The following is an 18,849-nucleotide window of genomic DNA, read 5'->3' as shown; positions in this document are numbered from 1 at the left end:
GGTTCGGGCGCCTCTGCGGCGCGCGCGGCATCGGCCACGCGCTGCTCCTCGGCGCGCTGTGCATCCTCGACGGCTTGCTTGCGAGCTTCTGCAAGGGCGCGGGCGCGGGCGTCGCGCTCCTCGGGCCGAAGCAGATCCGCCTTGCCGGCATCCCCACGCGTCTCTGTCCGAACCGGCGGCTTGGGCGCCACCTTCGCCTCGACCGTAGGAGCGGGCGGAGCAACGGCCGGCGCAGCATCGCCCGGCCCACCGGGGGTCGCGAGCTTGCGCGTCTTGCGCTTTTCCACAACTACCGACTTCGAGCGTCCATGGCTGAAGCTCTGACGGACGTGGCCCGACTCAACGGTACGCTGCAGCGACAGCGGTTTGCGGCCGCCACCCAGCGTCTTGTCGGCAGTGTCCTTGGTTTCGCTCATTCGATATCCGTTCAAACCTCTAAATCTGGGGCATTTTCCGGCTCATCGGATGCACCGATGCCGGACCGGTAGCGCTTGAGCCGCTCGGCCTCGTATAAAAACCGCTCGGCGGCTCCGCCATGTATGAGGGCAGCATGTACCACATTTGACCGCCCCATGGCCAAGCTCATTTGTTCTGTCGATAGACTGGTTACCAAAGGTGCATTTCGGCCTCTGGCGGCAGCAACCGCAGCAAATTTGCGGGCAAGCCTGTCCCGCCCTCCGTCTGCGGCATCGGCGGCCTGGACCAGCACCGTGACACCGCCACTCTCGATCAATTCGTCGACCTGCTGAAAACCGCCCGTCACCAGCCCCGCCTTGTTGGCGAGCGCCAGCGCTTCGATCACCCGCTTTTCCATAAGCTGATCGAGCCGTTCCGGCAGTTCCGGAGCAGCGCGGACATTCCGTTTGAGGCTCTTGGCAAAAACGTTGGCCTTGATGGCCCGCTCGACGACCGGCTTCGACGCCTTGATCCAGACGCCCCGCCCGGGCAGCCGCCGCGCGAGATCCGGAACGATCTCGCCCGAGGGGTCGGCGACGAAACGGATCAGTTCGTCGGGATTGAGCGCTTCCCGTGTTGCCGCGCACAGACGCTGCGTCCCGCCGTCATCATTGACGGCAGGCTCGGCGTCATCGTGCTGGCGACGGCGGTCAGCCAATGCTCAAAGTCCTCCAGTTGTGGTCCGCGGCGTAGCACGGCCTTAAGCTTCCGAAGCCGGTTCGGACACGTCCGAACCTTCTTCGTCTGCGCCGGCTTCTTCTTCCGCGGTTTCGTCAGCCGTAATCCAGCCGGCAAGAATGCGCGCAGCCAGGATCAAGCCTTCGGCGTCCTTGCGATCGACCTCGAACCCATCGAGCACGCCCTTGTGACGGACAGGCTCGACATCCTTTTCCTTCGAACGCTCGGTCCACCCGATGAGATCGTCGGTGGCGCAATCGGCAAGATCCTCGAGCGTCTTGATGCCGTTTTCGCCGAAAGCAACCAGCATGGCCGACGTGACGCCCTCGACCTTTCCGAGGTCGTCGGAAACGCCAAGCTCGCGGCGGCGCGCATCGCGCTCGGCTTCCTGCTTCTCGAGGTACTCGCGGGCGCGGGTCTGGATTTCGCCCGCCGTGTTCTCGTCGAAGCCCTCAATGTGGGCGATTTCCGCGAGATCCACGTAGGCCACTTCCTCGACCGAGGCGAAGCCTTCGGTGACGAGCAGCTGCGCGATCACCTCGTCCACGTCGAGCGCATCCATGAAGGCCTGCGACCGCTCGGCGAATTCCTTCTGACGCCGCTCGCTCTCTTCCTGCTCGGTCAGGATGTCGATGTCCCATCCCGTGAGCTGCGAGGCGAGGCGCACGTTCTGGCCGCGGCGGCCGATCGCCAGCGACAGCTGGCTCTCGGGCACAACGACCTCGATGCGGTTGCTGTCTTCGTCGAGCACGACCTTCGAAACTTCGGCCGGCGCAAGCGCGTTGACGATGAAGCTCGCCGCATCCGGGTTCCACTGGATGATGTCGACCTTCTCGCCCTGCAGCTCGTTGACGACCGCCTGCACGCGCGCACCGCGCATACCGACGCAAGCACCCACAGGATCGATCGAGCTGTCACGGCTGATGACCGCAATCTTGGCGCGCGAGCCCGGATCACGCGCAACCGACTTGATCTCGACGGTGCCGTCGTAAATTTCCGGCACTTCCTGCGCGAACAGCTTCGACATGAATTCGGGCCGTGCGCGCGACAGGAAGATCTGCGGGCCGCGCTGCTCGCGGCGCACGTCGTAGATGTAGGCGCGAATGCGATCGCCGTAGCGCACGTTCTCGCGCGGGATCATCTCGTCGCGGCGAATGATGCCTTCCGCACGTCCGAGGTCGACGATCACGTTGCCGTACTCGGCGCGCTTGACGGTGCCGTTCACGATCTCGCCGATGCGGTCCTTGTATTCGCCGAACTGCCGGTCGCGCTCGGCTTCGCGCACCTTCTGGACGATGACTTGCTTTGCGTTCTGTGCGGCCACGCGTCCGAAATCGAGCGGCGGCAGGCTTTCCGCGATGAGATCACCGAGCTTGGCTTCCGGGTTGCGGCGCTTGGCGTCGGCGAGCGTGATCTGCGTCGCCTCGTTCTCGACATCCTCGACAACGGCCAGCACGCGCGAAAGCCGCGTCTCGCCGGTTTTCGGGTCGATCTCGCAGCGAATGTCGTTTTCCGCGCCGTAGCGCGATTTGGCGGCCTTCTGGATGGCGTCTTCCATGGCCTGGATCACGATCTTCCGATCGATCGTCTTTTCCCGGGCGACAGCTTCCGCGATCTGCAAAAGCTCGAGCCTGTTGGCGCTAATGCCTGCAACGCCTGCCATATTAGAGACCCTCCACGTCGTCGGTCTTTAAATCGTCCGGATCGGCTTCTGCGCCGTCTCCGAGTTGTCCTTTGCCCTGGGCCTTGGCCCGGCTCAGGGCTTCACGAATGAGTTCGTCCGTCAGCACCAACCGGGCGCTTGCAATGAGTTCCACGGTAAGCCCGATCACCTTGAGGCCTTCCTCGCCGAGATCGACCTCGATCAGCGCCTCGCCGTTCTCGAACCCTTCGATCCGTCCGCGAAAACGCTTCCGCCCGTCGATCGGCGCGTTGAGCTCGATCTTGGCTTCGGAGCCCGCCCAGTCCACGAAATCGGACGGCCGCACCAGAGGGCGATCGATCCCCGGCGACGAGATCTCGAGGCGATAGGCGTCGCTGACGATATCCTGCACGTCGAGCAGCGGCGAAACCGCCCGCGAAATCGCCTCGCAATCGTCGATCGTGATCGAGCCGTCCGGCCGCTCGGCCATGATCTGCACGGTTTTGCCGTCTCGCCCGGAGACCTCGATGCGCACAAGACGGAACCCGAGGCTGACGAGCACCGGCTCGACAAGCGCTGCGAGATCCGACGCAAGACCGGTCTCTTGGATGAAACGATCGCTCGATGCGACCTCGTTCGAACTGTGCATACCTAGTGAATTCCGGCCGCCGCGGCAACGGGGGCTGCCAAAACAAAAAGAGCGGACCCTTGAGGGGCCCACTCTCAAAGTTGAGATGATCATGAGCAAGCGAATAATACGTGACTATGACACCCCACGCAAGGGCGTTTCCGAGATGCTGATGCCGCCAAATCCAGCCGTGAGAAATCGAGAAGAAGAAAACAAAGCTTTGTTTTAGAAAGGATTTTTAATAGCACCCAGAACAATCCGAAACGAGGGCCTCTGCGCCCACGTGCCCGGGAACCTGCTTAATCCCTTAAGAAAACCTTGGGTAATACTTGGAATCACACGCGGAGAAATCGGAAGAAATAGCAGCGCCGCCCTTCCCGCCCCGCCTTGGCTTCGTAGCGCGTACCCGGCCAATCTTCGAGCCGCTGGCGCCAGTCTTGTGGGCTCTCGGCCGTCCAACGAAATTCCGGCACCTGCGACACCGCCATCAGCGCCGTCCGCGCATAGTCGCCGATATCGGTCGCGAGCCTGAGCTCGGCCCCTGGCTTCATCACGCGGGCAAGCAGGCGCAAGAGCTCCGGTGAGAACAGACGCCGCTTGTGGTGGCGCTTCTTCGGCCACGGATCGGGAAACAGCATGAACACGCGGGAGATGGACGCCTCGGGCAGCCACCTGAGCAGCGGTCGCACGTCGTCCGCCCAAAGACGCATGTTGCCGAGCGCGTCCTCGTCGATGGCCGTCAGCGCCTTGACCACGCCGTCCTCGAACGGCTCGCAGCCGATGAGCCCCGTATCGGGATGGTGTCGCGCCTGCCAGACGAGATGCTCCGCACCACCGAAGCCGATCTCGAGCCACACGTTGGAGACGGCCGGCGCAAACGCGGATTCAAGCGCCTTGGGCGCAGGCTCCGCCAGGTCGAACGTCAGGCGCGGCAGAAGCTCGGTGAAAAGGTGGACCTGCCGAGGGCTGGGCTTGCGCCCTCGCCGGCGGCCGAACGACCTCAGCTCCGCCGAATGCGCGCTCTTGGCTTCATCCCTGTCCAAACTTGGGCCCATCCTCAAAACAAACGGCCGCAACGAATGCGGCCGCCCGTAACACATGCGCGGAATGAAAGCTTAAACGGCCTTCTTGATCGTCTCGGCCAGGTCGTCCTTCTCCCACGAGAAGCCGCCGTCATTGTCAGGCTTGCGCCCGAAGTGACCATAAGCAGCCGTCCGCGCGAAGATCGGCTTGTTGAGTTCCAGATGGCTGCGGATACCGCGCGGCGTAAGGTCCATGGACTTCGCCAGAGCGGTCTCGATCGCGGCCTCGTCGACCTTGCCCGTACCGTGCGTGTCGACGTAGATCGACAGCGGACGCGCGACGCCGATCGCGTAGGAAAGCTGGATCGTGCAACGATCCGCAAGTCCGGCTGCGACGACGTTCTTGGCCAGATAGCGTGCGGCATAGGCTGCCGAGCGATCGACCTTGGTGGAATCCTTGCCCGAGAACGCGCCGCCGCCATGCGGAGCCGCGCCGCCGTAGGTGTCGACGATGATCTTGCGTCCCGTGAGACCGCTGTCTCCGTCCGGACCGCCGATGTAGAACTTACCGGTCGGATTGATGTGCCAGACCGTATCCTTGCCGATCCAGCCGTCGGGCAGCGCCGCCCGGACGTACGGCTCGATGATCTCGCGCACCTGCCGCGAGGACAGATCCTCGACGACGTGCTGGTGAGAGACGACGATCTGCGTGACGCCGACGGGCTTGCCGCCCTCGTAACGCACTGTCACCTGGCTCTTGGAGTCGGGGCCGAGCTTGGCCGCATCTCCGCTCTTGGCCTTGCGGGCCTTGGCGAGGTCTTCGAGAATTTTGTGGCTGTAGTAGATCGGCGCCGGCATCAGCTCGGGCGTCTCGCGGCAGGCATAACCGAACATGATGCCCTGGTCGCCCGCGCCTTCTTCCTGATTGGTCGGCTGCTGGGCATCGACGCCCTGCGCGATGTCCGCGGACTGCGGATGCAGCAGAACCTTGATGTCGGCCTTGTCCCAGTGGAACCCGTCCTGCTCGTAGCCGATATCGCGAATGGCCATGCGAGCGGTGTGGGCGATCCAGTCTTTCGTCACTGTCTCGGGGCCGCGCGTCTCGCCGGCGATGACGACCTGATTGGTCGTAGCCAGCGTCTCGCAAGCGGCGCGGATGATCCACGGATCTACGCCTGCGTTTGCACCCTCGCGATAGAACAGATCGACGATTTCGTCGGAGATCCGGTCACAAACCTTGTCCGGATGTCCTTCGGAAACGGATTCGCTCGTAAATAGAAACGACTGGCGTGCCACCCTGATCCCCTTGATCTCGCGCTGCGGCCGGAACACTTTCCAACGACGCAGTCACATTTTCCAACGAAGCAACCACATCTGCATCGTAGAAAATGTGACAAACATAGAACCTGGAACGCGAACCGCCCCAGAGAATGCGCGGGTGTCTTGCCGGTTTTGCGGAGTGCGGTCAAGTGCGACGCCTCGGCACCAGGGGATGCCGAAGCCTTCGGGGCTGGATGCCCTGCGGCCGGACCGGCCAGGCGGAGACCGCCGCGCAGAACGCGACGGACCGGCCTTAGTCGATCCCGTCTTCTCCGCCGAGCGAACGCACCAGCTCGACAATCGACCGACGCACCCTCGGATCCGAGATTTTGACGAACGCTTTGTTCAGCTCAAGACCTTCGCGCGTCGAAAGAAACTCGATGACGTAGCTTTCGGCAGGCCGTTCAGAAAAACCGGGCGCCAATGAAGCATCGACGAGTTCTGACGGGGCTTCGTCATAAAAGAATTGAACAGGCACCCCGAGCACCCGCGACAGATCGAAAAGCCGGCTCGCCCCGATGCGATTGACACCCTTTTCGTACTTCTGAACCTGCTGGAAAGTCAGCCCAAGGTGTTCACCGAGTTTTTCCTGGCTCATACCAAGCAGCATCCGGCGCAAACGCACCCGCGTGCCGACGTGAGCATCGATCGGATTCGGCTTGCGCGAACTGCGTTCGATATCGACGTCTTCGTCGATCGCTTCTTCCTTGGACATCAATCTGTGCTCCGTACCCTGCGTGATCGTGCCGGATTGCAACTGCCTAAATCAGGCTGCTGGACCAATATTGACCAACATGAAAGATTTTTGCCTTCGGCATCTTTGGTTGAATATTTCTGATAAAGCAATCTTGAGTCAATCGAGCGGCAATTTGAAACGACGTCTATCAAAACTTCGGATGCTGAACATCAGACATAAGAGTCGACGTCTCGAGTTCTGCTAACAAAAACAAGTATAACAGCGAATATCAGAGCCGCGAGAAGAAAAACGCTATCACCAAAAACTGCGTAGAGAGGCGTCGAGCGTTGAACAGGCACAGAAGAATCTATACTTCCCTTCACATTTATGCCTAGCATGACTACAACTCGGCCATTTCCATCGATTACTGCTGAAACTCCATTATTTGCAGCTCTGACCAAGGTCAGCCCTTCTTCTACTGCTCGCACGCGAGCTTGATGGAAGTGCTGCCTTGGACCGGTCGTGTTCCCGAACCATCCATCGTTCGTGACATTGATCAGCACCCCCGGCCGCTCGCGGCTTGCGGCCCCGACACCCGGGAAGATCGCCTCGTAACAGATGAGCCCACCGACCGGCGGCAGCCCCGGAAGCGCGAGCGTCGGACGCGGCGTAATGCCTTCGGAGAACCCTCCTCGCAGACGCGTCAGCTGCTCGAGACCGATCGCTTCGAGCGCGGATTGCCAGGGCAGATATTCGCCGAACGGAACCAGGTGCGTCTTGTCGTAGACGCTGTGCAGAGCCCCGCTGCCGTCGAGCACCATGAGGCTGTTGTAGGCACGGACCGGCCGCGGATCGGCGTCGCCCGCCTCCGCGCGCGCAGCATCCGTCTCGCGCCTCAGCGCACCTGTGAGCAGCATCGTCGTATCCGGCAGCAAGGCGCCGATCGCCTCCAGCGCCTCCGGATGCTCGAGCGGCAGAAACGGCATCGCCGCCTCCGGCCACACCACGTGCGTTATCCCGGCGAGATCGTCCGCGACGCCGGACGCATCGCGCTTCGAGAGCGCCAGATGTTCCTGGAAGATGGCACCCTGCTTTTCCGGCATCCACTTCTCGCGCTGTGGAATGCTGGGCTGAACGATGCGGATTTTGACGCCATCGATCACGCCGTCCGGCGCGGTCGCGAGCCTGAGGGCGCCATACCCAGAGAGCAGCAGTAGCGGCACGCCGGTAATCAACAGCGCGGAGCCCCCGGCACGCCGCCGCAACGCACCCGCCGGCGCATCCGCCGCAAGCACCAAGGGCGCTGCAAATATCGGAACAGCGATCAGCGTCAGCCCATATATGCCGAGCAGCCCTGCGCTCTGCATCAGAACCACCGGCCAAGTCAGCGCATAGCCGAGCACGTTCCAGGGAAATCCCGTCAGGATATGACCGCGAAGCCATTCCGCACTCGCGAGCGCGAGGGCCAGCACGACGAGCCGCAGCACGCCCGCACGCCACAATAGCGCCGCGACCGCCGCCGCCGCCGCCCAGAACAGCGCGAGCCCGGCAGGCATCAGCGTCACCGCGAACGGCAACAGCCAGCCGAACTTGTCGGCCTCGACCAGGAACGCCTCGCCGATCCAGAACAGCCCGAACAGGAAATAGCCGAAGCCGAACCACCACCCAGCGCTGGCCGCGCACATCGCCACCGCCCGAGCACCACCCGGCTTACGGACCGCATCGTCGATGAGCCACACCAGCACCGGCAACGATAGAAACAGAATGGGTGCGATGAAGAACGGTGCCATCGCGAGGTTCGCGACCGCACCGGCCACAAATGCGATTGCCCACCGCCGCCATCCGCGCGCAGTCCTGGTCGCATGGCAGCACTCGCCAAGCCGGTCGCGCGCGCTCATGGTTAGCCTGGTTCGCCGCTATCGGCCTGCTGGGAGCGCGGCAGATGGATCTTGAGCCGCTTCACGCGGCGCGGATCGGCGTCGAGCACCTCGAACTCCACACCCGAGCTGTGCCGGATCAACTCACCGCGTGCCGGCACGCGTCCGACGATCGCGAACACAAGCCCGCCGAGCGTGTCGATGTCGGCCTCCTCCTCGGGCTTGAGCAGCTTCTGGCCGAGCCGGGTTTCGAGATCCTTGACCGGCGCACGGCCCGAGGCAACGAGACCGAGCTTCGGATCGACCGCGATCAGATCAGCCTCTTCCTCGTCGTGCTCGTCCTCGATGTCGCCCACGATCTGCTCGACGAGATCCTCGATGGTCACGAGGCCGTCCGTTCCGCCGTACTCGTCGACGATCAGCGCCATGTGGATATGCGTCGCCTGCATGCGCACCAGAAGGTTCATGGCGGGCATCGACGGCGGCACGTAGAGCACCGGTTTGCGGAGCTTCAGCACCGCGATCGGCCGCGTGAGATCGATGCGGCTGAGATCCGGCTTTGCACCGGTTCCGGCGGGTTTATCGCCTTCAGGCTTGGCGGCCTCGAAATATCCTGGACGCTGCTTGCTGGGCTCCCTCAGAGCACGCCCCGCGACCTCGGCCGAGATCCAGCGGAACAGGTCCTTGATGTGCAGCATGCCGCGCGGATCGTCGAGCGTCTCGTGATAGATCGGAATGCGCGAGACGCCTGCTTCCTCGAACAGCCGCACGAGCTCGCCGAGAGGCTCCATCTCCTCGATCGCGATGATGTCGGCCCTCGGCACCATGATTTCATCGACGCGCGAGGCCCCGAAGCGCAAGAGGCCCGACAGCATCTTGCGTTCTTCCGGCGAAAAACCGCCGGTGGCCTTGGCCTCTTCCTTGAGCAGCACTTCGAGCTTGTCGCGCAGCGTCGGCTGCTCGGCGAGACCGAGCCGGGTCCACAGATGCGCGAGCCACCCGCTTGCGCTCTCGCGCATCGTCGGGCGCTCGTTGGCAAGCGTTACATCGTCCATTTGATCATCGTCACTGGTCATGAGCGTTACAGGGCCGTTTCGTCCACGGCGTAGGGATTGGCGATCCCGAGCGAGGCGAGAATCTCCACCTCGAGCCCTTCCATCTCTTGGGCTTCCGCGTCGGTTTCGTGATCGAATCCGAGAAGGTGGAGCAAGCCATGCACGACGAGGTGTTGCAGATGATGCGCCGGCGATACGCCTTGCTCATCCGCCTCGCGCATGACCGTCTCCTGCGCCAGGATAACATCGCCCAGCGCGCCATCCTCAGCTGCTTCGGGCGGTCCACCCTGGAGGGCGGGAAACGACAGCACGTTGGTTGGTTTGTCCTTGCCGCGGAACCGCGCGTTGAGCTCGCGCACCGTCGCATCGTCGCTGAGCGCGACACAAGCTTCAGCGGCAGGGTTCGAGGCGAACCTGGGATGACCGGCAAGCGCGCGCGCCGCAGTCGAGATCAGAGCGTCGCGATCACCGATCCGCGACCAGTCTCCCGCTTCGTGAAGGATGTCGAGGCTGAGCCAGAGGGACGCCCCGGGGCGTCCCTCGCTACGACTTCGACTGTCCGTTTCGTCTGGCATCTCAGGACTTCCTCGGCCCTGCGCGATCGTAGGCTTCCACGATCTTCGCCACGAGATCGCGCCGCACGACGTCGGAATTCGTGAAGCGCACCGCCGTGATGTCGGGCACGTCGCCCAACAGCCGCACCGCTTCCTCGAGGCCCGAGGTCATGCCCGGCGGAAGGTCGATCTGGGAGGGGTCTCCCGTGATGACCATCTTCGAGCCTTCACCGAGACGCGTCAGAAACATCTTCATCTGCATGCTCGTCGTATTCTGCGCTTCGTCGAGAATGACGAACGCATTGGCGAGCGTCCGGCCGCGCATGAACGCGAGCGGCGCAATTTCAATCACGCCCTGCTCGAGATCCCGTTCGACCTTTTCCGGCGGCAACACGTCGTAAAGCGCATCATAGAGCGGCCGCAGATAGGGATCGACTTTCTCGCGCATGTCGCCCGGCAGGAAGCCGAGCCGTTCGCCGGCCTCGACCGCGGGGCGCGAAAGAATGATCCGCTCGACGAGGCCACGCTCGAGGCATTGTGCGGCAAACGCCACGGCGAGATAGGTTTTACCGGTACCCGCCGGGCCGATCCCGAACACGAGATCGGTTTTCTCGAGCGCGCGAATATACGTGCTCTGTGATTGCGTTCGCGCCTTCACGACGCGCCGCCGCGTCGCAATTTGCGCTTGGCCTCCCTCGGAGGGTGAATCCTGCTGCCGGGAGTGGCGGATCAGTCCGTCGAAATCTCCAGGTCCCACATGGTCTCCCTTCGAGACGCGATCGTAGAGCTGTTCGAGAACACCCCGCGCGATATCGCAGGAAGTCTCCGACCCGCTCAAGACGACGACGTTACCATGCGCATGCGCCTCGATACCGAGACGATCCTCGATGAGCGCCAGATGGCTGTCGAATTCGCCGAGAACCTGGGTAAGAAGCCGGTTGTCCTCGAAGGGAACAACGACTCTCTTGTTGGGAGTTGAGGGTTTTGCCACTCGCCTTTGACCTGTCGCCGTCTGGCCGCGAATTGCTGTCAATCGTTTCGTCTCCTGAGGCTAGAGTGCTATTGGAGCGATTAAACGAAGAGCGGTAACTGACTTGGCAGGGCCGAATCGCGGCCCCATGGGATCGAGCTTAAGTCCTGTTCGTCCGAGATGCGAGCGGACACCCTTCCGTCGAACACCGAAACCGGACTTTCGAACAGGAACCTTTCCTAGAATAGGCAAGAGCGCAGTCGAATCAACGCCCCCGCCCAGTCCGAAGAAGGTTACCAGGCTCACATTGACCCGCGTATGACGCCCGAAAGACTGTTTGCGCCGGCCGCCCGAACCTCCACATCGACGATTTCGCCAATGAATTCGGGCCCCGCGTCCGCCTGGACGAGCTGAAGATAGGGCGATCGGCCTACCAGCTGGCCGTCTTGCCGGCCGGCCTTTTCGAACAGCACCGGCATGGTTTTGCCGACAGTCGCAACGTTGAACTGGCGATGCCCATCCTCGAGCACGGCCTGCAGCCGTTCCAAGCGCTCGCGCTTCACGGCTTCGCTCACCTGCCCGTCCATGGACGAGGCTGGCGTCCCCGGCCGTGCGCTGTATTTGAAGGAATAGGCGTAGGCGAAGCCCACCGTCTTGACGAGATCGACAGTCGCCTCGAAATCCGCGTCCGTTTCGCCGGGAAAGCCGACGATGATATCCGTCGACATCGCAATGTCCGGCCGCACCGCGCGGACGCGCTCGATAAGTCGAAGATAGTCGTCGGCCGTGTGCTTCCGGTTCATCGCCGCGAGCACACGATCGGAGCCGGATTGGAAAGGGAGATGCAGATAGGGCATCAGCTTTTCCTCTTCCGCGTGCGCTGCGATGAGATCGTCGGTCATGTCGCGCGGATGGCTGGTCGTGTAGCGGATGCGCTGAAGCCCATCGACGGACGCAAGTTGCCGGATGAGACCGGCGAGCGTGGTCGCATGACCTTCCGCGCCCTCACCGTGATAGCCGTTGACGTTCTGTCCGAGCAGCGTGACTTCCCGCACGCCCCGCGCAACGAGGGCGCGCGCCTCTTCGACAAGCGCGGCAACCGGACGCGAAAACTCCATGCCGCGCGTATAAGGCACGACGCAGAACGTACAGAACTTGTCGCAGCCTTCCTGAACAGTCAGAAACGCCGACGCGGATTTCGCGGGACTTCGCGCTGGCAGCGCCTTGAACTTGTCCTCGTCGGGAAACGCAGTCTCGACCAGGGCCGCTTCGCCGCCACGCAGCCGCGAAAGAAACTCCGGCAGCCGGTGATAGTTCTGCGGCCCGAGCACGAGATCGACGGCCGGCGCGCGCCGGACGATCTCGTCGCCCTCGGCCTGCGCTACGCAGCCGGCAACGGTGATGAAGGTTTCCTTGCCACTCTTCGCACGCAGGGATTTGAGATCCCGCAGACGTCCAAGGTCCGAGTAGACCTTCTCGGCCGCTTTCTCGCGAATATGGCAAGTATTGAGGATCGCGAGGTCCGCTTCCGCGACATCGGCGGTCTCGACATAGCCTTCCGCCGCGAGCGCTTCGCTCATGCGTTCGGAATCGTAGACGTTCATCTGGCAGCCGAACGTCTTGATGAACACCCGCTTGGTTTCGGGCGCAGGCTCGACGTCAGACGGACGCGGATGCGCTGTCATATCGTCGGACAGCAATGGTTCAAAATCGTCCAAGGGGCGTTCCGAGTCCCACTCTTCAAGCTTCCAACAGCTTCCGGAAGATTAGATCGAATTTCCTGAAGCAAAGCCGTGCGCCGCGGTAACACAATTCACGCGTCCCCGCACCCCGTCTTACTGCATTGCAGCATTGCGCGGCCGCTTTGTCCAGCACGGCGAGCCACGTAGCCGGCCTGCCTCCTATCGCAAATCAGCAGCAATCGCGGCTTGTTGAGCCGAGTAAAAGCGCCGGGAATCGAAAGCGGGCGTCACCGGAAGAGCGCCCCTCCCGGCTGTGGCCGGACCGATGTGCGCGTCTCCGCCGCAGGGGCCGTCACCGCGATCGGCACATCTGCCGGATAGCCGCGCAGGAGCTTCACCACATTCTCACGGATCTCGTTCTCGCTCCGCCGCGCGAGATCCTTTCGGTCGGTGAAACTCTCGAGCGGGATCGGCGCCCCGATGCGGATGCGAACATCGAGCGGCCCCGCCTTCAGCAGCGACCAGGCATGGCTCTGCATTTCCATGTCGCCGAACCAGCCGACGATCGGGCGCGCGCTCCGGTTGATCGGCACGCCGTGAAGACGTGTGTACACCAGCGACAGCGTCTGCACGACGACGTCGGGCACCGGCGCCTGTGCCACCCCCGCCTTGACCGGAGGCTTGGCCGCGGCAAACAGCGAGGTCTTGAACGGAAGTACGCGATTGCCGTCGCTCGATGTCCCCTCGGCAAACAGCACGACCGTATCGCCTTCCGCGAGGCGTCCCATAATCTCGTTCGTCGTCTCGCCGACCGCACTGCGCCGTTCGCGATCCACGAACACCGAGCGTTGCAGCCTTGCGAGCGTCGAGACGAACGGCCAGCGAGAAACGTCCTTCTTCGCAACGAACGACAGCGGCGCCACCGCCGAAAGAACCGGAATGTCGAGCCACGACGTATGGTTCGAAATGAGCAGCACCGGCTTGTCTCCGGCAACCGCGCCTTCGATCGAAAGCCTCACCCCCATTAGTCGGCAGACCTGGCGATGGTACCAATGCGGAAATCGCCGGGCGGCCTTCGGCGAAACCCTGAGCAGCGCCGCCTGCACCGGCAGCAGCGGCACGGTGAGCGCGAAAAACCCGGTAAGAATGGAGGCGGCTCTGAACGTTCCCATACGCACCTGACAGGCCAAGCCATGAGAGCTTCGAACGGTGAGTTAGCTCTTTCGCGAAGACTTTTTCTTTTCGATCGGCTCGCCGTAAAGCTCGAGCCGATGCCCGACGAGCACAAACCCGAGCTCGCGCGCGATCTTCTCCTGCAGCTTTTCGATTTCCTCGCTGTGGAACTCGATGACGCGCCCCGTGGCGATATCGATCAGGTGATCATGATGATCGCGTGTTGCTTCCTCGTAGCGCCCCCGTCCTCGCCCGAACGCATGCCGTTCCAGAATGCCCTTCTTTTCGAGCAGATTGACCGTCCGGTAGACGGTGGAAAGCGAGATATGGGAATCGACCTGATGCGCCCGCCGATGGAGCTCTTCCACGTCGGGATGATCGCGCGCTTCCGACAGCACCCGGGCAATGACCCTGCGCTGGCCGGTCATGCGAAGTCCGTGCTCGGCGCACAGAACTTCTAGCCGCGAGAGGCCCTCGTCTTTCGAGACCGGCATGGAGCATATCCCGAGCAGTTTTTGTTGCCGCGGCCGCCTTTCGGCGAAAAGCCCGCGGATTAGTTTCTTCTACTCGCGCATCATATGGGATTCTGCAAGGCTGTCTAAAGCCTTAGAGCTAACGTTACGGCATCGACGGCAGTCCCGCCGCTGCGCTGGTAGTAACCGCGCCTGAGTCCGGTGCCGAGAAACCCTGCCCGCCGGTAGAGTTCCATCGCGGCATCGTTGTCGGCTGCAACCTCGAGAAACAGCTTCTTGGCCTCGGCCCGCTGGGCAGCGCGCGCCACGCCTTCGATAAGCTTGCGTCCCACGCCCTTGCGCTGCCAGGCCGGTGTCACCCCGACAGTCAGGATTTCCGCTTCATCGGCCGCAAGCTGCGCCATCACGAAGCCGACACACACCTTGGGCGCCCCGCCTACCATGGCGGTGAACGCGGTCGACGCGGGATGGTCGAGGAGCGCCTGAATGCTCTCTTCCGACCACGCCGGCGAAAACAGCTCGGCATGCAGTTTGGCGATCAGGGGCGCCTGCTCGGGCCCGGCCCACAGAAGAGAGACGTACTTGAGATCGATGGGCGTTTCTTGCGTCATGACACTCTCTTAAGGGAAGCTCCGTCCTGCGGCTTGGCGTCGGGCGGCCGCAGATAGAGAGGTTGCGGCAAACCCGCGCCCGGCACAACCGACGAAAACGGAATGAACCGCACATCGGGTTCGAGCGCGCCGAGCCGAGCCGTAACCGGTGCCCTATCCAGCGCCTGCGCTGCTTTCGCCAGCATGTCCGCCCCTGAGCCGACCGAGATCGCCACCCGCCCCTCGAGAATTTGGGCAGCCGCCTCCGGCGTGGTGAGCGTCGGCGCGTTTAGCGGCGCAAGACCGTCACCTGCGAAAGCCTGGAAGTAGATCTCGCCCCGCCGCGCATCGACCGCGACCGCCAAAACCTTGCCCGCAATCTCGGGCCCGATCTCGGCCGCAGCGGTATAGGCCATGACCGCGAGGCTGGAGAGCACGGCAACGGGAGCGCCGGACGCAAGCGAAAGCGCGCGTGCCGCAGCGATCCCGACGCGCTGCCCGGTAAACGTTCCGGGGCCCGTCGTAACGACGATCACATCAAGATCGGAGACCGCGAACGGAGCCTCTTCCAGAACCGCCGCGATCATCGGAGGCAGACGCTCGGCGTGCCCCCTCTCGAGCCGCTCGAAACGAGAGACGGCATGATCGGACGCGAACGGCCCGCCTGTTCCGGACGCATTTGTTCCGGAGGCATTCCAGCCTGCCGCGACGGAGCACCCTCCAAAGCAGGTATCGAAGGCAAGCATATTCATGCCGTGAGCCTATACCGCGATACTGCCAGTGCACCAATTGATTTTGGGCGGCATTCTGTCTGCGTCGGATCAGACGATCTTGGCCAGTTCCTCGAAGGCCAAGCGCGGCGACCGCGGCTTGAGCGCCGAAGCATCGCCGTAGCCGATATTGCACAGGAAATTTGCCCGAATATCGGTGCCGGCAAAAAACTCGCGCGTAACACCAGCCTGGTCGAAGCCGGACATCGGGCCGCAATCGAGCCCCAGCGACCGCGCCGCGAGGATCAGGTAGGCGCCCTGGAGAGAGCTGTTGCGAAACGCCGTCTCCTGGATGTGCTCGGGCTTGCCGGTGAACCAGCTTTTGGCGTCGGTGTGAGGAAAGAGGCGCGGCAGAGCGTCGTAGAATTTGAGATCGTAGCCGATGATGGCCGTGACCGGCGCTTTCATCGTCTTGTCGCGGTTGCCCTCCGACAGGAACGGCTTCAGGCGCTCTTTCGCTTCCGCCGATTTGACGAACACCAGCCGCACCGGCGAGCAATTGGCACTCGTCGGTCCGAGTTTCATCAACTCGACGATGCCGAGGATCTGCTCATCCGCAACCGGCCTGTCCTGCCAGACGCTGTGCGTCCGCGCCGAGATGAAGAGTTGGGAAAGCGCAGCCTCGTCGAGTGCCAATGCCATATCGATATCCTTGATTGGGTCAGAACGGACGCAAACCGTGCGCCCATAAAAAAAGAACCCCACTTCGTGAGCGGGGGTTCCGAAAATCGTGGGCCTTAGACCATGATCGCTTCAGGCCCTATCCGCCTGAAGCGTGAATCATCGATCTTACTAAGGTGACCATGATCGCTTCGGACCCACGCGCTCCGATCGTCGCGGCCCCTATCGGGCGCGGCGTGAATCGGCAGCGCAGGAAATGTCCGAAGCGTGAATCATCGGTCTCATCAAGCGGCCTGCACTTCCTCGACCTCTGGGCAGAAGTGCTTCAAGAGGTTCTCGATGCCGTGCCGGAGCGTCGCCGTCGAGCTGGGGCAGCCCGAGCACGCGCCACGCATATGAAGATAGACCACGCCATCGCGGAAGCCCGCGAACGTAATGTCGCCGCCGTCCTGCGCCACCGCCGGGCGAACGCGCGTTTCGAGCAGCTCCTTGATCGTCGCCACCACGTCGGCGTCCTCGGCATCATAGGCGCCGTCGGCCGCATCGTTTGCCCCGTCGCGGTCCACAACTGCAGCACCCGAAAGATAGTGCTCCATGATCGCGCCGAGGATCATCGGCTTCAGATGCTGCCACTCGGTATCGTTCTTGGTGACGGAGATGAAGTCCGAGCCCAGGAAAACACCCGAGACGCCTTCGATGTCGAACAAGCGGCTCGCCAGCGGCGAAGCCTGCGCATCGCGCTTGGCACGGAAATCGGCGGTACCGTCTTCCAGCACCGGTTTGCCAGGGATGAACTTCAGCGTCTGAGGGTTCGGAGTGGCCTCGGTCTGAATGAACATGTCGTCGTCTCCTCCTCAAGGCGCGCGCTACTGCAGCTATCGCCGGGAACTCTTTAGAATAGTTCCAGAACCTAGGAAAGCATAGAGCAATTGTCTAGCCCCGCAATCGGAGTTTTCCAAGCGCGGCCTCGGCCCAAACCAAAAAATATCGCAACTTTTCCGGCAGCTTGGCGCTTAAACGCAGAACCGGCGGCGCTACGCCAGCGCGATGATATCGTCGAAATCGAGGTTCCCCGGCACCACCGTGATCGGGATCGGGAACGATCCGGCCGCCGTCCCCGCCGCCATCGTCGAGACCAGCGGCCCCGGCCCCTTCGGATCGGTCGAAGCGCCGAGCACCAGGATCGAGACATCCTCGTCCTCGGCGATGGTCCGCATGATCTCCTCGCCCTTGAGACCTTCCCGGATCAACTCCTCGCAGATGATGTTCTCGAAGCCGACCTGATGCAGCTTGCGACGCAGCAGGCGGAACATCGCCCGCGCCTTGACGGTCTCTTCCTCGATCTGCACCTGCCGCACGCCCGCCCAATGCTGGAAATCCTGCGGCTCGATCACGTACAGCATCAGGAGCTGGCCCGACGAACGCACCACCCGCGCCGCAGCGTAGTAAAGCGCGCGCTCCACCTCCGGACTGTCGTCGATGACAATCAGGAACTTCCGGACGTGGCCGGCTTCGAACGATCGGCGTTTGCGAAAAGTGAGTGTCATGACGCCGATGCTGCCACGTGATCCGAAGCCGCACAACAGAGCCGTTCTGACTACGAACGGATGAACCCGACGATATCCTTGACCTCGTCTAGGATCGGGCTTGCGATCGCCCGTGCCCGCGCCGAGCCGTCGGCCAGCACGCGATCGATCTCGGCGGGCTCCGTCATCAGCCGGCGGATCTCCTCGCCGATCGGCGCGATCTTGGCGACGAGCGCATCCGACAACAGTTTCTTGAAGGACGAGAACTGCGATCCCCCGACCTCCGCGACCACTGCTTCGAGCGTCCGTCCGGTAACGGCCGCATAGATGCCGAGCAGGTTCTCGGCCTCCGGGCGTCCCTCGAGTCCCTTGACCTCCGATGGCAGCGCATCGGGATCGGTCTTGGCGCGCTTCACCTTGTTGGCGATCGTTTCCGCGTCGTCGGTCAGCGCGATGCGCGATTGCTCGGAAGGATCCGATTTCGACATCTTCTTGGTGCCGTCGCGGAGGCTCATGACGCGCGTCGCCGGCCCCATGATTACCGGCTCAGGCTGCGGGAAGAACACGCCGTCCGCATAACCCTTCGCTTCGATGGAAGCACGGAAGTCGTTGTTGAACTTCTGCGCGATGTCGCGCGCGAGCTCGAGGTGCTGCTTCTGGTCCTCGCCGACCGGCACGTGCGTCGCGCGATAGGCGAGAATGTCCGCCGCCATCAGGTTCGGATACGCGTAAAGACCCACCGAAGCCGCCTCGCGGTCCTTGCCCGCCTTCTCCTTGAACTGCGTCATGCGGTTGAGCCAGCCGAGGCGCGCCACGCAATTGAACACCCAGGCCAGCTCAGCGTGCGCCGACACCTGGCTCTGATTGAACAGGATGCTCTTCTTGGGGTCGAGACCGGACGCGATATAGGCGGCGGTCACCTGCCGGATCGCAGTCTTGAGCTCGACCGGATCCTGCCAGACCGTGATCGCGTGCAGATCGACGACGCAATAGATGCACTCGTGCGTCTTCTGCATCTCGATCCACTGCACCATGGCGCCGAGGTAGTTGCCGAGATGAAGGCTGCCGGTGGGCTGCATGCCCGAGAAAACGCGTTGTGTGAGTTCCATAGTCCCTCGTCCGTCCGGCCAAGATGC

Annotated in this window: 20 protein-coding genes; all 20 read right to left on the bottom strand. The window is 62.8% G+C overall.

All coding sequences use genetic code 11. The features are described 5' to 3' along the window. On the bottom strand, nt 1–416 hold a 416-nt coding region (locus tag RCO24_RS12225; RefSeq protein WP_308962377.1), incomplete at its 3' end, for a translation initiation factor IF-2 associated domain-containing protein. An 11-nt stretch (nt 417–427) separates the two neighbouring features. Further along, complete coding sequence (locus RCO24_RS12220; RefSeq protein WP_308962376.1) at nt 428–1,114, bottom strand: RNA-binding protein; 687 nt, start codon at nt 1,112–1,114, stop codon at nt 428–430. A gap of 42 nt (nt 1,115–1,156) precedes the next feature. Next, nucleotides 1,157–2,797 (bottom strand): transcription termination factor NusA, encoded by a 1,641-nt coding sequence (nusA, locus tag RCO24_RS12215; RefSeq protein WP_308962374.1) that lies wholly within the window; start codon nt 2,795–2,797, stop codon nt 1,157–1,159. A gap of 1 nt (nt 2,798) precedes the next feature. Then, entirely contained in the window at nt 2,799–3,425 is a 627-nt protein-coding gene (gene rimP / locus RCO24_RS12210) for a ribosome maturation factor RimP (protein ID WP_308962372.1), read from the bottom strand. 314 nt (nt 3,426–3,739) lie between these two features. Then, nucleotides 3,740–4,447 (bottom strand): tRNA (guanosine(46)-N7)-methyltransferase TrmB, encoded by a 708-nt coding sequence (gene trmB, locus RCO24_RS12205; RefSeq protein ID WP_308962371.1) that lies wholly within the window; start codon nt 4,445–4,447, stop codon nt 3,740–3,742. A gap of 72 nt (nt 4,448–4,519) precedes the next feature. Beyond that, complete coding sequence (gene metK / locus RCO24_RS12200) at nt 4,520–5,722, bottom strand: methionine adenosyltransferase (protein WP_308962369.1); 1,203 nt, start codon at nt 5,720–5,722, stop codon at nt 4,520–4,522. A gap of 277 nt (nt 5,723–5,999) precedes the next feature. Beyond that, the gene (locus RCO24_RS12195) at nt 6,000–6,461 is read right to left on the bottom strand and encodes a helix-turn-helix domain-containing protein (protein WP_374990947.1); all 462 of its coding nucleotides are present in this window, start codon (nt 6,459–6,461) and stop codon (nt 6,000–6,002) included. Nucleotides 6,462–6,652: 191 nt separating this feature from the next. Then, nucleotides 6,653–8,320: an apolipoprotein N-acyltransferase gene (lnt, locus tag RCO24_RS12190; protein WP_308962368.1), complete on the bottom strand. Its 1,668-nt coding sequence runs from the start codon at nt 8,318–8,320 to the stop codon at nt 6,653–6,655. A 2-nt stretch (nt 8,321–8,322) separates the two neighbouring features. Further along, entirely contained in the window at nt 8,323–9,354 is a 1,032-nt protein-coding gene (locus RCO24_RS12185; RefSeq protein ID WP_308962366.1) for a hemolysin family protein, read from the bottom strand. 26 nt (nt 9,355–9,380) lie between these two features. Next, the gene (ybeY, locus tag RCO24_RS12180; protein ID WP_308962364.1) at nt 9,381–9,929 is read right to left on the bottom strand and encodes an rRNA maturation RNase YbeY; all 549 of its coding nucleotides are present in this window, start codon (nt 9,927–9,929) and stop codon (nt 9,381–9,383) included. 1 nt (nt 9,930) lies between these two features. Further along, nucleotides 9,931–10,941, bottom strand: coding sequence for a PhoH family protein (locus RCO24_RS12175; protein WP_374990946.1), 1,011 nt, complete (start codon nt 10,939–10,941; stop codon nt 9,931–9,933). A 239-nt stretch (nt 10,942–11,180) separates the two neighbouring features. Continuing rightward, nucleotides 11,181–12,563 (bottom strand): tRNA (N6-isopentenyl adenosine(37)-C2)-methylthiotransferase MiaB, encoded by a 1,383-nt coding sequence (gene miaB / locus RCO24_RS12170; protein ID WP_308962438.1) that lies wholly within the window; start codon nt 12,561–12,563, stop codon nt 11,181–11,183. Between the two features lie 284 nt (nt 12,564–12,847). Next, complete coding sequence (locus tag RCO24_RS12165) at nt 12,848–13,732, bottom strand: lysophospholipid acyltransferase family protein (protein WP_308962362.1); 885 nt, start codon at nt 13,730–13,732, stop codon at nt 12,848–12,850. A 42-nt stretch (nt 13,733–13,774) separates the two neighbouring features. Then, nucleotides 13,775–14,227, bottom strand: coding sequence for a Fur family transcriptional regulator (locus RCO24_RS12160; protein WP_308962361.1), 453 nt, complete (start codon nt 14,225–14,227; stop codon nt 13,775–13,777). A 104-nt stretch (nt 14,228–14,331) separates the two neighbouring features. Then, nucleotides 14,332–14,817 (bottom strand): ribosomal protein S18-alanine N-acetyltransferase, encoded by a 486-nt coding sequence (gene rimI, locus RCO24_RS12155; protein ID WP_308962359.1) that lies wholly within the window; start codon nt 14,815–14,817, stop codon nt 14,332–14,334. Beyond that, a complete protein-coding gene (tsaB, locus tag RCO24_RS12150; RefSeq protein ID WP_308962357.1) occupies nt 14,814–15,548 on the bottom strand; it encodes a tRNA (adenosine(37)-N6)-threonylcarbamoyltransferase complex dimerization subunit type 1 TsaB in 735 nt (244 codons plus the stop codon). The genes rimI and tsaB overlap by 4 nt, the downstream gene beginning before the upstream one ends. A 69-nt stretch (nt 15,549–15,617) precedes the next feature. Then, nucleotides 15,618–16,208 (bottom strand): malonic semialdehyde reductase, encoded by a 591-nt coding sequence (locus RCO24_RS12145; protein ID WP_308962355.1) that lies wholly within the window; start codon nt 16,206–16,208, stop codon nt 15,618–15,620. 263 nt (nt 16,209–16,471) lie between these two features. Next, nucleotides 16,472–17,026: a NifU family protein gene (locus RCO24_RS12140; protein WP_308962353.1), complete on the bottom strand. Its 555-nt coding sequence runs from the start codon at nt 17,024–17,026 to the stop codon at nt 16,472–16,474. A 195-nt stretch (nt 17,027–17,221) separates the two neighbouring features. Further along, on the bottom strand, nt 17,222–17,734 hold the full coding sequence (locus RCO24_RS12135) for a universal stress protein (RefSeq protein WP_308962351.1): 513 nt from the start codon (nt 17,732–17,734) through the stop codon (nt 17,222–17,224). 50 nt (nt 17,735–17,784) lie between these two features. After that, on the bottom strand, nt 17,785–18,822 hold the full coding sequence (trpS, locus tag RCO24_RS12130) for a tryptophan--tRNA ligase (RefSeq protein WP_308962349.1): 1,038 nt from the start codon (nt 18,820–18,822) through the stop codon (nt 17,785–17,787). Nucleotides 18,823–18,849: the final 27 nt, after the last annotated feature.

It is taken from the genome of Hyphomicrobium sp. LHD-15, from assembly GCF_031157355.1.
Classification (GTDB): Bacteria; Pseudomonadota; Alphaproteobacteria; order Rhizobiales; family Hyphomicrobiaceae; genus Hyphomicrobium_C.
The sequence above is the reverse complement of the archived record's forward strand: the minus strand, read 5'-3'. Positions and strand labels throughout refer to the sequence as shown.

Bases quoted from the DNA above. Each gene is read 5' to 3' on its own strand.
- tsaB (WP_308962357.1), bottom strand. From the start codon at position 15,548: ATGAATATGCTTGCCTTCGATACCTGCTTTGGAGGGTGCTCCGTCGCG.
- RCO24_RS12165 (WP_308962362.1), bottom strand. From the start codon at position 13,732: ATGGGAACGTTCAGAGCCGCCTCCATTCTTACCGGGTTTTTCGCGCTC.
- trpS (WP_308962349.1), bottom strand. From the start codon at position 18,822: ATGGAACTCACACAACGCGTTTTCTCGGGCATGCAGCCCACCGGCAGC.
- ybeY (WP_308962364.1), bottom strand. From the start codon at position 9,929: ATGCCAGACGAAACGGACAGTCGAAGTCGTAGCGAGGGACGCCCCGGG.
- rimP (WP_308962372.1), bottom strand. From the start codon at position 3,425: ATGCACAGTTCGAACGAGGTCGCATCGAGCGATCGTTTCATCCAAGAG.
- rimI (WP_308962359.1), bottom strand. From the start codon at position 14,817: ATGACGCAAGAAACGCCCATCGATCTCAAGTACGTCTCTCTTCTGTGG.
- RCO24_RS12135 (WP_308962351.1), bottom strand. From the start codon at position 17,734: ATGACACTCACTTTTCGCAAACGCCGATCGTTCGAAGCCGGCCACGTC.
- lnt (WP_308962368.1), bottom strand. From the start codon at position 8,320: ATGAGCGCGCGCGACCGGCTTGGCGAGTGCTGCCATGCGACCAGGACT.
- miaB (WP_308962438.1), bottom strand. From the start codon at position 12,563: ATGACAGCGCATCCGCGTCCGTCTGACGTCGAGCCTGCGCCCGAAACC.
- RCO24_RS12185 (WP_308962366.1), bottom strand. From the start codon at position 9,354: ATGGACGATGTAACGCTTGCCAACGAGCGCCCGACGATGCGCGAGAGC.
- RCO24_RS12160 (WP_308962361.1), bottom strand. From the start codon at position 14,227: ATGCCGGTCTCGAAAGACGAGGGCCTCTCGCGGCTAGAAGTTCTGTGC.
- RCO24_RS12140 (WP_308962353.1), bottom strand. From the start codon at position 17,026: ATGTTCATTCAGACCGAGGCCACTCCGAACCCTCAGACGCTGAAGTTC.
- RCO24_RS12145 (WP_308962355.1), bottom strand. From the start codon at position 16,208: ATGGCATTGGCACTCGACGAGGCTGCGCTTTCCCAACTCTTCATCTCG.
- RCO24_RS12195 (WP_374990947.1), bottom strand. From the start codon at position 6,461: ATGTCCAAGGAAGAAGCGATCGACGAAGACGTCGATATCGAACGCAGT.
- nusA (WP_308962374.1), bottom strand. From the start codon at position 2,797: ATGGCAGGCGTTGCAGGCATTAGCGCCAACAGGCTCGAGCTTTTGCAG.